This window comes from Serratia sp. AXJ-M (assembly GCF_046531865.1).
Lineage (GTDB): Bacteria > Pseudomonadota > Gammaproteobacteria > Enterobacterales > Enterobacteriaceae > Serratia > Serratia liquefaciens.
Genome location: NZ_CP059394.1, coordinates 3839954 through 3852735, shown reverse-complemented (window position 1 = coordinate 3852735; position 12782 = coordinate 3839954). Strand labels below are relative to the sequence as shown.

Annotated in this window: 17 protein-coding genes; 6 read left to right on the top strand and 11 right to left on the bottom strand. The window is 55.2% G+C overall.

Annotation, left to right across the window (positions count from 1 at the left end):
* Positions 1 to 9 precede the first annotated feature (9 nt).
* Positions 10 to 648 carry a phosphoribosylglycinamide formyltransferase gene (gene purN, locus H0S68_RS18065; protein WP_217331804.1) on the bottom strand — a complete coding sequence of 213 codons (639 nt, stop codon included), beginning with the start codon at positions 646 to 648 and terminating at the stop codon, positions 10 to 12.
* Positions 645 to 1685, bottom strand: a complete 1041-nt coding sequence (gene purM, locus H0S68_RS18060) for a phosphoribosylformylglycinamidine cyclo-ligase (RefSeq protein ID WP_130016639.1) — start codon at positions 1683 to 1685, stop codon at positions 645 to 647. The genes purN and purM overlap by 4 nt, the downstream gene beginning before the upstream one ends.
* Before the next feature lie 255 nt (positions 1686 to 1940).
* Between purM and upp the strand changes: the two genes are divergently transcribed.
* Both upp and uraA read left to right on the top strand, forming a co-directional pair.
* Positions 1941 to 2567, top strand: a complete 627-nt coding sequence (gene upp, locus H0S68_RS18055) for a uracil phosphoribosyltransferase (RefSeq protein ID WP_020828072.1) — start codon at positions 1941 to 1943, stop codon at positions 2565 to 2567.
* Between the two features lie 209 nt (positions 2568 to 2776).
* Positions 2777 to 4066 carry a uracil permease gene (gene uraA, locus H0S68_RS18050; protein WP_410528890.1) on the top strand — a complete coding sequence of 430 codons (1290 nt, stop codon included), beginning with the start codon at positions 2777 to 2779 and terminating at the stop codon, positions 4064 to 4066.
* A 215-nt stretch (positions 4067 to 4281) separates the two neighbouring features.
* On the opposite strand, the gene H0S68_RS18045 is transcribed toward uraA, so the two are convergent.
* From H0S68_RS18045 to H0S68_RS18035, 3 genes are all read right to left on the bottom strand, one after another.
* Positions 4282 to 4530 (bottom strand): GlsB/YeaQ/YmgE family stress response membrane protein, encoded by a 249-nt coding sequence (locus H0S68_RS18045; RefSeq protein ID WP_002487967.1) that lies wholly within the window; start codon positions 4528 to 4530, stop codon positions 4282 to 4284.
* A gap of 28 nt (positions 4531 to 4558) precedes the next feature.
* Positions 4559 to 5074, bottom strand: coding sequence for a hypothetical protein (locus H0S68_RS18040; protein WP_020828070.1), 516 nt, complete (start codon positions 5072 to 5074; stop codon positions 4559 to 4561).
* Positions 5075 to 5183: 109 nt separating this feature from the next.
* Positions 5184 to 5333 carry a hypothetical protein gene (locus tag H0S68_RS18035; protein WP_153263174.1) on the bottom strand — a complete coding sequence of 50 codons (150 nt, stop codon included), beginning with the start codon at positions 5331 to 5333 and terminating at the stop codon, positions 5184 to 5186.
* On the opposite strand from H0S68_RS18035, the gene hda reads away from it, so the two are divergent.
* On the top strand, positions 5303 to 6004 hold the full coding sequence (hda, locus tag H0S68_RS18030) for a DnaA inactivator Hda (RefSeq protein WP_044554653.1): 702 nt from the start codon (positions 5303 to 5305) through the stop codon (positions 6002 to 6004). The two genes, H0S68_RS18035 and hda, sit on opposite strands and share 31 nt — an antisense overlap.
* A 16-nt stretch (positions 6005 to 6020) precedes the next feature.
* Here the strand turns inward: hda and H0S68_RS18025 are convergent, their stop codons facing one another.
* The 4 genes from H0S68_RS18025 to H0S68_RS18010 all read right to left on the bottom strand — a co-directional run bounded on the left by H0S68_RS18025 (position 6021) and on the right by H0S68_RS18010 (position 8847).
* Positions 6021 to 6560 carry a helix-turn-helix transcriptional regulator gene (locus tag H0S68_RS18025; RefSeq protein ID WP_142814659.1) on the bottom strand — a complete coding sequence of 180 codons (540 nt, stop codon included), beginning with the start codon at positions 6558 to 6560 and terminating at the stop codon, positions 6021 to 6023.
* A gap of 11 nt (positions 6561 to 6571) precedes the next feature.
* Positions 6572 to 6802 (bottom strand): hypothetical protein, encoded by a 231-nt coding sequence (locus H0S68_RS18020; RefSeq protein ID WP_130016636.1) that lies wholly within the window; start codon positions 6800 to 6802, stop codon positions 6572 to 6574.
* 199 nt (positions 6803 to 7001) lie between these two features.
* Positions 7002 to 7355: an arsenate reductase (glutaredoxin) gene (arsC, locus tag H0S68_RS18015; RefSeq protein WP_410528889.1), complete on the bottom strand. Its 354-nt coding sequence runs from the start codon at positions 7353 to 7355 to the stop codon at positions 7002 to 7004.
* Between the two features lie 22 nt (positions 7356 to 7377).
* Positions 7378 to 8847: a tetratricopeptide repeat protein gene (locus H0S68_RS18010; protein ID WP_020828065.1), complete on the bottom strand. Its 1470-nt coding sequence runs from the start codon at positions 8845 to 8847 to the stop codon at positions 7378 to 7380.
* Positions 8848 to 9231: 384 nt separating this feature from the next.
* Between H0S68_RS18010 and H0S68_RS18005 the strand changes: the two genes are divergently transcribed.
* A complete protein-coding gene (locus H0S68_RS18005; RefSeq protein ID WP_041415582.1) occupies positions 9232 to 9774 on the top strand; it encodes an RrF2 family transcriptional regulator in 543 nt (180 codons plus the stop codon).
* A gap of 146 nt (positions 9775 to 9920) precedes the next feature.
* Complete coding sequence (locus tag H0S68_RS18000) at positions 9921 to 11129, top strand: NAD(P)/FAD-dependent oxidoreductase (RefSeq protein WP_259218181.1); 1209 nt, start codon at positions 9921 to 9923, stop codon at positions 11127 to 11129.
* A gap of 106 nt (positions 11130 to 11235) precedes the next feature.
* On the opposite strand, the gene H0S68_RS17995 is transcribed toward H0S68_RS18000, so the two are convergent.
* The gene (locus H0S68_RS17995; protein ID WP_020828062.1) at positions 11236 to 11442 is read right to left on the bottom strand and encodes a DUF2767 family protein; all 207 of its coding nucleotides are present in this window, start codon (positions 11440 to 11442) and stop codon (positions 11236 to 11238) included.
* Between the two features lie 29 nt (positions 11443 to 11471).
* A complete protein-coding gene (locus tag H0S68_RS17990) occupies positions 11472 to 11927 on the bottom strand; it encodes an Lrp/AsnC family transcriptional regulator (protein ID WP_020828061.1) in 456 nt (151 codons plus the stop codon).
* A 200-nt stretch (positions 11928 to 12127) separates the two neighbouring features.
* Between H0S68_RS17990 and H0S68_RS17985 the strand changes: the two genes are divergently transcribed.
* Entirely contained in the window at positions 12128 to 12745 is a 618-nt protein-coding gene (locus tag H0S68_RS17985; RefSeq protein WP_046374993.1) for a LysE family translocator, read from the top strand.
* Positions 12746 to 12782: the final 37 nt, after the last annotated feature.

The window sequence follows — 12782 nt, the reverse complement described above, 5'->3', positions numbered from 1 at the left end:
ATTGGCTTTTTAGTCTGCCGCATGCCCTTGTTCGGGCAGGCGCTCGCCATCCAGCCAGACGGCATTATCGCGCATCGCCAGGCGGCCTTCGACAAACCAGTTCACCACCAGCGGGTAAAGGGTATGTTCCTGAGCCTGTACCCGTTCAACCACCTCGTCTTCCTCGTCACCGGGGAAGATTGGCACCTTGGCCTGCAGGATCACCGGGCCGCCGTCGAGCTGTTCGGTCACGAAGTGCACCGAAGTGCCGTGTTCGCTGTCGCCGTTGTCGATGGCCTGACGGTGAGTATGCAGCCCTGGGTATTTGGGCAGCAGGGAAGGGTGGATATTCAGCATGCGTCCGGCATAGCGCTGCACGAACTGCGGGCTGAGAATGCGCATGTAACCGGCCAGCACCACCAGATCCGGTTGGTATTGGTCGATGGCATCCGCCAGGGCGACGTCAAACGCGGCCCGGTCGGCAAAGGCCTTGGCGTCCAGTGCATGAGCGGCAATACCTGCCGCTTCTGCACGTTGCAAACCGTAAGCCTGCGCCCTGTTGCTGAACACCGCCACAATCTCGCCGGCAATTCTGCCCTGCTGGCAGGCGTCAATCAGCGCCTGGAGATTACTCCCCTGGCCGGAGACCAACACCACGATCTTTTTCATCCGTTGATGACCACTTGTTGTTCGTCAGAAGAAGCGGTCAGTTTACCGATCTTCCACGCTTTTTCACCGGCTGCGGTCAACAATGCGATGGCGGATCCCACGGCTTCTTCCGGCAGCGCGATCACCATGCCCACGCCACAGTTAAAGGTGCGGTACATTTCGTGACGGCTGACGTTGCCGTTTTGCTGCAGCCAGTTGAAGACGGCCGGCCATTGCCAACTGGATTCTTCGATAACGGCCTGCATGCCTTCCGGCAGCACGCGCGGGATGTTTTCCCAGAAGCCGCCACCGGTCAGGTGGGCGATAGCGTGCACGTCGATTTTCTCGATCAGCTCCAGCACCGATTTCACGTAAATCTTGGTCGGCGCCAGCAGGTGGTCCGCCAGCGGTCTGCCTTCCAAAACGGTAGTGGTCGGGTCGGTGTTGCTGACTTCCAGGATTTTGCGTACCAGCGAGTAGCCGTTGGAGTGCGGGCCGGAAGCGCCCAGGGCGATCAGTGCGTCGCCGGACTGCACCTTGCTGCCGTCGATAATCTCGGACTTTTCGACCACGCCGACGCAAAAGCCGGCCACGTCGTAGTCTTCGCCGTGGTACATGCCCGGCATTTCAGCGGTTTCACCGCCCACCAGAGCACAGCCAGACTGCTTACAGCCTTCGGCGATACCGGTGATCACGCTGGCCGCGGTGTCCACGTCCAGTTTGCCGGTGGCAAAGTAATCCAGGAAGAACAACGGCTCAGCACCCTGAACCACCAGGTCGTTCACACACATTGCGACCAGATCGATGCCGATGGTGTCGTGTCGTTTCAGGTCCATCGCCAGACGCAGCTTGGTGCCTACGCCGTCGGTACCGGAAACCAGTATCGGCTCGCGGTATTTCTGCGGCAACGCACACAGGGCGCCAAAACCGCCCAGACCACCCATCACTTCCGGGCGGCGGGTCTGTTTTACTACACCTTTGATGCGGTCTACCAATGCATTGCCAGCATCGATATCGACACCTGCGTCTTTATAGCTGAGAGAGGTTTTGTCGGTCACTGCGCGATCCCCACGACGGTTTGCGGTTTGAATACTGTGCTTCCGGCATTGATTCCGGAATAAGGCGCGGCAATTCTAACAGCGCAGGCAAACGTTTGCGAGTGGCTTGTGAACCAGCTCCGCTTTTTCGTCATCTATACTGTTATTCAAACTTTTGTTGATCCCGATCGGGCTATTGTGGGTGGCGCAGTCGGCAAAAGGAGGTATAATCCGGCGATTTTTTTGGCCGTAAACCACCTTAATAGGAGAAAAATGATGAAGATCGTTGAGGTGAAACACCCGCTGGTGAAACACAAGCTTGGCCTGATGCGTGAAAATGATATCAGCACCAAACGCTTCCGTGAGCTGGCCTCAGAAGTGGGTAGTTTGCTGACCTATGAAGCGACCGCCGATCTGGAAACAGAGAAAGTCACCATCGATGGCTGGTGCGGCCCGGTTGAAATAGACCAGATTAAAGGGAAAAAAATTACCGTTGTTCCTATTCTGCGTGCCGGTCTGGGCATGATGGAAGGGGTACTGGAAAACGTACCGAGCGCACGTATCAGCGTGGTTGGCGTTTACCGTGACGAAGAAACTCTGGAGCCGGTGCCGTATTTCCAAAAGCTGGTGTCCAACATCGAAGAGCGTTTGGCACTGGTTGTCGACCCTATGCTGGCTACCGGCGGCTCGATGATCGCCACTATCGATCTGCTGAAGAAAGCCGGCTGCAACAGCATCAAGGTGCTGGTGCTGGTTGCCGCGCCGGAAGGGATCGCCGCGCTGGAGAAAGCGCACCCGGACGTCGAGCTGTATACGGCCTCCATCGATCAATGCCTGAACGAGAAGGGCTACATCGTACCGGGCCTGGGTGATGCGGGCGACAAGATATTTGGTACCAAATAAACAAAAATAAAGCCGACTGATGAGTCGGCTTTTTAATGCTCGTCGTCTTTCAAGCTACAGCGTTGTTGTCTGCGGGCGCTAACCCCAGTCACTTATTATAAATAAGCTCCTGGGGATTAACGCCCTTGCCGCCTAGCTGTAATTTGAAATCCATTGAGCATATATCATTAGGCTTACACAACTGATAACGACCCAGAGGAAAAACATCCATGACCCGTCGCGTGATAGGCGTAAGCGAACGCCCGCCGCTACTCCAGACTATTCCGCTCAGCTTCCAACACCTGTTCGCCATGTTTGGCGCGACCGTGCTGGTGCCTATTTTGTTCAAGATTAACCCGGCGACGGTGTTGCTGTTTAACGGCGTCGGAACCTTGCTGTACTTGTTTATCTGCAAGGGCAAGATCCCGGCCTATCTCGGCTCCAGCTTTGCGTTCATTTCCCCGGTGCTGCTGCTGTTGCCGTTGGGTTATGAAGTGGCGTTGGGCGGTTTTATCATGTGCGGGGTGTTGTTTTGCCTGGTCGCGTTGCTGGTTAAAAAAGCCGGTACCGGCTGGCTGGACGTCATTTTCCCTCCGGCGGCGATGGGGGCGATTGTGGCGGTCATCGGCCTGGAATTGGCCGGTGTGGCGGCGAACATGGCGGGCTTGTTGCCGGCTGACGGCGTCAGCGCAGACACCACTACCATCACTATCTCGCTGGTGACCCTGGGTGTGACCATCCTGGGTTCCGTGCTGTTCCGCGGTTTTCTGGCGATTATCCCGATCCTGATCGGTGTGCTGGTAGGGTATGCGCTGTCGTTCTTTATGGGCGTGGTGGATCTGACCCCGATCCACGAGGCGCACTGGTTCGCGCTGCCGACGTTCTACACCCCGCGTTTTGAATGGTTCGCCATCTTCACCATCCTGCCGGCGGCGCTGGTGGTGATCGCCGAGCACGTCGGCCACTTGGTGGTGACTGCGAATATCGTCAAAAAAGACCTGCTCCGTGACCCTGGCCTGCACCGTTCAATGTTCGCTAATGGCATATCGACGGTGATTTCAGGCTTCTTCGGCTCCACGCCAAACACCACCTACGGTGAGAATATCGGCGTGATGGCTATCACCAAGGTATACAGCACCTGGGTGATCGGCGGCGCGGCGGTTCTGGCCATTCTGCTGTCCTGCGTCGGTAAACTGGCGGCGGCTATCCAGGCGGTACCGGTGCCGGTGATGGGCGGGGTCTCTTTGCTGCTGTATGGGGTGATCGGCGCGTCAGGTATTCGTGTGCTGATTGAATCCAAAGTGGATTACAACAAGGCGCAAAACCTGATCCTGACCTCGGTGATCCTGATTATCGGCGTCAGCGGGGCCAAGGTGCACATCGGTGCTGCCGAATTGAAAGGCATGGCGCTGGCGACCATCGTCGGCATCGGCCTCAGCCTGCTGTTTAAGGTCATCAGCCTGTACCGCAAGGAAGAGGAAGTGATCGAAGCGCCGGTCGAGTCGGCCGAACAGAAGTAGTAAGGAAAACGGGCAGCCAATGGGCTGCCCGTCAGATTATTGACAAAGGGGATAAAAGCGTGGTTTTTCCCCCTTTGTGTTATCAGCCGAAAATCAATAAATTGATTTTCCTGATTTATTTTCAAAACCTTTAGCGCCAGCTGCCAAACATTATATGTTTGTCAGCCGTCTCACGGGCAGCCAATGGGCTGCCCGTTTTGTTGATGCGCAATAAATTAACTGCGGATTTTACGGTATACAAACAGCACCACGATGGCACCAATCACCGCCACCACGAAGCTGCCGAAGTTGAAACCGTCAACTCTGCCGTAACCAAAGAAGGTGCTGATATAGCCCCCAACCACGGCACCGACGATACCCAGGACAACGGTCAGAATAAAACCGCCGCCGTCTTTACCTGGCATAATCCACTTGGCTAAAATACCGGCGATCAGACCGAAGATAATCCAGGAAATAATCCCCATTTACTGCTCCTTTCTTTATTGCTAAGTATTATTGTTGTGCGGCCGGCGGGGTATTTTCTTTCCCTGCTGCGTCGGCATCACTTTTTAATTCTTCCGCTTTATTTTCTGCGCTGTTTTTAATCGCTTCGGTTTTCGCTTTGGCTTGCTCGGTCAAATCATTGGCACCATTAATGGCATCGTTCTTAATGGTTTTAGCCTGATCGACCAACTGCTGGCTTTGCTTGCTGGCATCTTCTTTGATGGCGTCAGCCTTGGCTTTCGCATCATTGGTGATGGCATCAGCCTGCTTGGCGGCATCGTCTTTGATTGCCGAAGCCTTGTCTTTCAATTGGTCGGCCTGAGTGGTGGCCTCTTTCTTGATGTCCTTGGCCACTGCGGCGGCTTTATCGGTCAGATCGTCCGCTTTTTTCTGTGCGGCATCTTTCATCTGCTCAGCGCTGTCTTTGGCTTTTTCAAGATTGGCGTCGACTTTGGATGAGTCATCACAGCCGGCAAGCAATAGCCCAATGATTGAGGCCAAAAGCACTTTATTCCATACTTTCATTGTCTATATCCTTGTAGAAACCTTGTTTAAGGAGATTGCGTTTCGCCCCTCTATACTAGGATAACTCTTGGATAAAATACAAATTTCACCGGTCAAAGTCGTTGGCAATTTAATCTTGCTGCTGAGCGTTGTTCACTATTACGCCATAAAATCCTGCCGGTTCAACAGAGCCCGTTTTCTGTGGTAGACTTACCGCGTTTTCCTGCCAGTTTTGGTTGAGGTGCTTTTCTGAATACGCCGGCACAGCTTTCACTGCCACTTTATCTTCCCGATGATGAGACTTTCGCCAGTTTTTATCCGGGGGAGAACCCATCCCTATTGAGCGCGATCCAGTCCGCCGTTCGTCAGGAACATGGCAGCTATATCTATTTCTGGTCACGCGAGGGCGGTGGGCGCAGTCACCTGTTGCATGCGGCCTGTGCGGAGCTTTCGCAGCGCGGTGAAGCCGTGGGCTATGTGCCGCTGGATAAGCGAGCCTATTTCGTGCCGGAAGTATTGGATGGGATGGAGCAGCTGGCGCTGGTGTGCATCGACAATATCGAATGTATTGCCGGTGACGAAGAGTGGGAAATGGCGATCTTTAATCTCTACAACCGCATTCTGGAAACCGGCCGCACGCGCCTGTTCATTACCGGCGATCGCCCACCACGCCAATTGAATCTGAACCTGCCGGACCTGGCTTCGCGCCTGGACTGGGGGCAAATCTACAAGTTACAGCCGCTGTCGGATGAAGAAAAACTGCTGGCCCTGCAACTGCGCGGCAAACTGCGCGGCTTTGAGCTGCCGGAAGACGTCGGTCGTTTCCTGCTGAAGCGGCTGGATCGCGAAATGCGCACCTTGTTTATGACCCTGGATCAACTCGATCACGCCTCGATCACCGCCCAACGCAAGCTGACCATCCCGTTTGTGAAAGAGATCCTCGGGTTATAATTCTGGCTCGCCAGGCTCAATTCTCGCCGTGCTCCAGCAGGGTTACGTAGCTATCGATCTGGCTGCGTTGATTGCTGGCCCGGAGCTGCAACGCCAAATTGATATTTTCCAGATACTGCGCATTCTCGGCCAGTGCCTGGCCAATTTTCCCCTTGCTTGCCAACCAGTCTGCAACGCTATGCCAACGCCACAAAGGGGATGACCCCTTAAGCCTTTGAATGGGAGAAGGGAAGTCTCCAGAGCCGCGAGTACCGTCCTTTAGCATCGCGATAGCTTGCCGAGACATGCCGGCGAGTGCTGCGATATCACTTAATCCTACCAGATGAGAATCGACTGCCATTACCTGCGCGCCCAGACCGGCGGATTCGATATTTTTGATGGCCCCAAGAATGGCGTTGGCGAAGCTATCGCTTTCTCTATCGAACTCCACGTAAACCGCTTTGCCATAGAAACAAATCAACCCGTCATCGCAACCACTGGCGTAGAGAGCATCTTCCAAACCCGGAGTTTGCGACGTCACACCGGAGAGTGTTAACGAGAAATTATAGAGCGCCATAATGACCTCCTTTATCCTTTCTGGGAAAGAGCCAGACATTCATCGACTTTACGGCGAATCTGTTTGGCATGTTGTTCTGGGTTCCTCGGTGTAGACCAGATACTCATCATATGCTCCCTGTGCTGAGGAAGAGCGCACTGGAGGCGGCCGAACGCATGTCCATTGCTGGCGCGAAATAACCAACCCTGCGAAATGGCATAGGCTAACGCAGCCTGAATATGTTTATTAGGATGGTTTTTCATCACCTGCCTGCCGTCTTTATTGAGAATATTTTAGCTGTTGACGTATGTCAACACTGGCTGTGCGTTAATACAACACACCGGGAGGATAATATCAGTCAGGACTCAGGGGGATGATGAAAAGTATTTATATAACAATCAATTAAAAATAGCCCAGGTAAGGGCTATTATCATCATGTTGCTCAATAGAGTGCCGAGAGACTCACAAAATCTCCAGCACCTGTTCCGGTGGCCGGCCGATGCGTGCCTGGGTGCCTTTGACCACGATGGGACGCTCAATCAGCTTTGGATTGTCTACCATCGCCTGCAACAGTTGGGCTTCGCTCAGGCTTTCATCCGCCAGCTTCAATGCCGTGTACAGATCTTCTTTTTTGCGCATTAACTCGCGTGCGGAACTGAAACCCAGTTCTTTCAGCAGTTTCTTCAGTTGGTCTACCGACGGCGGCGTTTCCAGATACAGCACCACGTCGGGCGTCACGCCATGCTGTTCCAACAGCGCCAGGGTTTCACGGCTCTTGGAGCAGCGTGGGTTGTGGTAAATAGTGACGTTTTTCATTTAACTTCATCCTTTATGAAAATCAGCTGCGCTGGTACTGGCGGAAACGTTGTTGCAACTGGCGCAGTTGGTCGATGCGCGCATCATAACGCGCCTGTTTCAGGCTGCCGAGTTTTTGCAGTGAACTGGCATTGCTGAGCAAGCCAATAGCCTGATCGAGACGGCCGGTCAGGGCCAGGCTTTCGGCACGGGCGGAAAGCTCTTCATCGCGCAGCCCCTGTGCGGCGCTGGCCTGCGCCAGCAGATCCCAGGCGTTGGGATCGTCCGGATGGGCGAAGGTGTAACGGTTGAGAATTTTTGACGCCTGCGCCGGTTGGTTACCTTCCACGTAGGCGTTGGCCAGGTTGAGTTGCAGCACCGGGTTGTTGCTTTGAGCGGCATTGGCGGCCTGCAGACGGGCAATCGCCTGCGGCGCACGTTTCTGACCGAGGTCGATATCGGTCATCAGATCGATCAGCCAGACGTTTTTCGGATCTTGCGTCAGCAGTGGCTGAATGATGTTACGGGCATCGTCATACTTTTTGGCCTCGTAGAACAAAATGGCGCGGCCATATTTGGCTGCCGTCTGCTCGCGTACGTTACCTTTGCTGTAAGTATCGAGCAGCTCTTCACGCAGGCCGTACCCCTCTGAGCTGTACATACCAAGCGAACGCACCTTGGCCATCAGATAATCCTGCGTCGATTGCACCAGGTGCTTGGGCATCTGGTTGGCACGGTTGCGCGCATCGGACAGGCGGCTGTCGGGCAGGGGGTGGGTCAACAGCATTTCCGGCGGTTTGGAGGCGTAGCGTGACTGATCGGACAGCTTTTGCAAAAAGTCGGGCATGGCTTCAGGATCGAACCCGGCGCGTTGCAGCACCTGAATGCCAATACGATCGGCTTCCTGTTCGTTCGATTGGGTAAAGCTGATCATGCCTTGCTGGGTGCCGGCCAGAGTGCCGCTCAACGCCGCCATCCCCATGGTCGGGTTGGCCATCGCCAGCAGGATGGAGCCAAGGGCGCCTACCCAGGTCAGCGGGGCGTTGCGTTGCTGGTCTTCCATCGCACGCGCTAGGTGGCGTTGAGTCACGTGCGAGATTTCGTGCGCCAGTACCGAGGCGAGTTGGCTTTCGTTGTCGGTTTCGCGGAACAGGGCTGAGTGCAACACCACGTTACCGCCAAAGAAGGCGAAGGCGTTGATCTCGTCGTTGCGCACCAGATAAAAATGAAACGGCGTGCGTACCGAATAGGCGCTCGCCACCAATCGGTTACCCAATTGGTTAATATATTGTGTGAGTAGGGGATCGTTGATCAGGGGCGCGCTGGCGCGAAGCTGACGCACGTAAAAATCACCCATCGCCATTTCCTGGCCAATACTCAGGGTGCCACCCGCAGAGGTGCCCATATCCGGCAGTTGATCCTGGGTTTCCGCCTGCACCGGCGCCAGCGCCGTGGCGTTGAGTGTGCCGAGCAACAGTACTGCAATCGCTGTTTTGGTCAACCGGGTGGTCATAGTCAGGCCTTTCCCTTAAATAGTCATCTCTAAGACGTCAGCATCACACAAGAGTTCTTCTTCCTTGCCGGACTCGCCAAAACAATCAGTGCGAAAGCGTGTTGGCTCACAAAAATGCACGCATTGCGGCGCCCTGTCGGCAGATAACATCATAGTCAGCCGAAGACGACAAGGAAACTTCTGTTCGGCAATAATCAGACAGAATTATTTGATTTTTCATTTCTGAATCTTCCCTTGATGATCAACGTCCTTGGGCCTCGTCGATGCCGCTTTTTCGCCACCCATAAAAACAAAGACAAAGTTTGTCTGTGTTTTAATTGACAGAATAAACGTGGACTAATATAGTCTGCGTTATTGAATTCAAGAGTGCAGCGCAAACCCAATATGGCTTACATCACTACCAGCGTTGAATACGGCATCCACTGCTTGCTTTGGTTGGTCGGCGAGGATCAACGCGCGTTAAGCAGTCGCGATCTCGCGGAACTGCAGGGAATTTCACCCAGTTTCCTGGCCAAGATTTTCCCCAAGCTGGAGAAGGCGGGGATCGTCGCCGCCAGTGAAGGCGTGCGCGGTGGGTATCGGTTGGCCCGTCCGGCAGAGGAGATCACTTTCCTGGAGATTATCGATGCCATTGAAGGACACAAGCCGTTGTTCGATTGTCAGGAAGTCCGCGGTCGCTGCGCGGTATTCGATGATAACCCGCCTGACTGGGCCATATCAGGCAAGTGTGCGATCCATGCGGTGATGCTGCAGGCCGAAAAGGCCATGCGCGATGCGCTGGCGCTACAAACACTGGGCACTGTCGCTTCTCGTTTTGGGCGCAAGGCGCCGGAAGGGTTCTTTGGCGAGGTCAATATCTGGCTTGATGAACGCCTGAGCGAGCGTACGACTCGCAGCGGCAAGCCCCCTCGCGCCAAACCGCAATAACGCCCCCGTCATTTTTCTGATGCTTTTTACCCGCCTGTGTGCCACAGGCGGTCACCCTTCTGCACCCTTTTTCAGGGAGGCAGCGGTAAAACTCGCCTGAAAAATACGTCAGGCGCTCGACAACAGGTATTTGAAGGAGTCATTTCATGACGCAGAAAATAGTGATCGCCGGTTCTGGTTTTGCCGGGTTTTGGGCCGCTGTCTCCGCCATGCGAGCCGTAGCGCTTGCCGGTAAGGAACAGAGCGTTGAGGTGACGATGGTTTCGCCGACCCCGAACGTCACCATCCGCCCTAGATTGTACGAAGCCGTACTGGAAAATATGAGCCCGGACATTTCGGCACAGCTCGCTGCGATTGGCGTTCGTCATTTGGCCGGTCTGGTTGAGCAGATAGACGGCGAAAACAAGACGCTGGTGGTGGAGAGCGCCGAAGGGAAAAAACTTCAGTTGGCGTATGACCGGCTGGTACTGGCAACCGGCAGCAAACTGTTCGTGCCTGCGGTCGCCGGTTTTGCCGAGCATGGTTTTAATGTTGATACGCTGCAAAGCGCGCAACGGCTGGATGCCCATTTAAAAGCGTTGGCGACTCAACCTGAGACCCCGGCACGCAATACCGTGGTGGTGGTCGGTGGTGGGCTTACCGGGCTGGAAAGTGCTGCTGAAATGCCGATGCGCTTACGTGCCATTTTGGGCAACCAAGCCGATATTCGCGTGGTGATTGTCGATACGGCGGCCGAAGTTGGCGCCGGCATGGGGGCTGAACCTGCCGTGGTGATCCGCCAGGCACTGGAAGAATGTGGCGTTGAGTCTCGAGCCGGGGTTCGCGTTACGGCTATTGACGCAGGCAGTGTGACCTTGTCGAGCGGTGAGCGCATCGCCACCGATACGGTGATTCTGGCCGCCGGGGTACGGGCGCATCCATTAGTTGAGCAAATCCCGGGTGAGCGCGACAGTGCCGGACGTATTGTCGGTGATGCCTTCCTGCACGCGCCTGCGGCGGACGGCGTGTTTGTTAGCGGGGACACGGTCAAGGCAGCGACCGACGAGCTGGGCAATCACAACCTGATGACCTGCCAGCATGCGATGAGTCTGGGCCGTGTAGCGGGCCACAATGCCGCAGCGGAACTGGTGGGCCTGCCGCTGCACCCTTACAGCCAGCCAAAGTATGTGACCTGCCTTGATCTTGGAGCCTGGGGCGCGCTCTACACCGAAGGTTGGGATCGTCAGGTGCGCTTTACGCGTGAAGAGGGCAAAAAGATCAAACAGGAAATCAATACGCAGTGGATTTATCCACCGGCAGCGGATCGGCAGGCGTTGTTCGCCGTTGCCAATCCCGACTACGTGATTGTGCCCTGAATACCCTATGGGAGCGGAGACGCTCCCATTTTTTTCACCAGAACGGCAGCCCAGAGCGCGGTAATGACCCTGGTAACGCCCGTAAAAGCAAGGTAACCGGCGCTACTTATCGCTCCAGCCACTCAATCGCCAATTCGCGCGCTTCATCCAAATTGACATCACGACCTTCGCGGGTGATCGCCGTTTTAAGCTCATTGATCACGTCCGCTTTTTGCGTTTCATGCTCTTCATTGGCCAACGCCAGAAAGGCATCGCCTACCACCGTGCATATGCCGATGTACAAGGCCTTTGAGTCCTCGAAACCACTGTTCATAACTGTATCCTTCTGGATTTGATTGGGATCTACAACGGCAGAAAGGGCCGATCCTGCACCACGCTTTTCATCACCAGCGTGGAGGTCAGGCGTTGAACGCCGGGCAGGGCGGAAAGCTGTTCGTCGTAAAGCCGCTGAAAAGCCGGTAAATCGCGGGCGATGACATGCAACAGGTAGTCGGGATCGCCGAACAATCGCTGCGCCTGGATAACCTGGGGAATATCCACCATGGCGTTTTCGAAGGCTTCAACAGCCTGGCGATCCCCTTCCCGCATGGTGACGAAAACCAGCGCGGAAAAGTTAAAGCCCAGACTGCCGGGATCGAGGTGAGCACGATAGCCTCTGATCACGCCAGATTGTTCCAACGCTCGCACCCTGCGGTGGCAGGGGGAAACGCTCAGCCCAATTCGGTCAGCCAGGTCGGTAACAGAAAGACGCCCATCAAACTGAAGTTCAGCAAGGATTTTGCGGTCAATCTTGTCCATTTGGAAAAATTTCCCTCAATTTGCGATTTATAAGCAAATAATTGAAACCACATTCTAACAACTTGGGGATATTCTTTTCAATAATTGAACAACTTTGGACATAAATGGCTTTTGGCCTGTTAACGCTGTCCAGCGGAGGAACGCGAAGTGATGAAATGGATAAGCCAGACTGCTGGGTGTCGGTGGCGGGGGCGATATTTATGACGCTCGCCATTTTTGCGGCTTTCTGGGCCGTTTCGATTCTGTTCGTTATTACGCCCGGGTTGGACTGGGCGTACATCATCTCGGCCGGCATCCGTGGGCGGGTGGTGGTGCCTGCGGTAGTAGGGTTGCTGTGTGGGCACCTTATCGCTATAGCGATCGTGGCGGCAGGCGTGGGCGCTTTGGTGACAGGCAGTCCTATGGCCCTCACGGCGCTCACCCTGCTGGGGGCCGGCTACCTGTTGTGGATTGGCATCAACATGCTGCGCCATCCCCCGACGCCGAGCGCCGGCGATGCGCAGGCGTCTGGCTCCTGGCTGCGTTGGGCTGGCAAGGGCATTTGCGTCAGCGGCCTGAACCCCAAGGTATTCCTGCTATTTTTGGCTTTACTGCCTCAGTTCACCGATGCGGGTGCCAGTTGGTCGATCCCCAACCAAATTCTCGCGCTTGGCTTGTTGCATCTGATCAGCTGCGGGGTGGTTTATTTGATCGTGGGGTATGGCTCGCAGTCGGTACTGCAGACGCGCCCGCAGGCTGCACGGGTTGTCAGCCGTTTTTCCGGCGCGGCCATGGTGTTGATCGCCGTCGGGCTGCTTGTCGAGCAGGGGATAAAGTAATGTCTCAGGCAGTTGCCTCACTAAAAAGCCCGCCGAT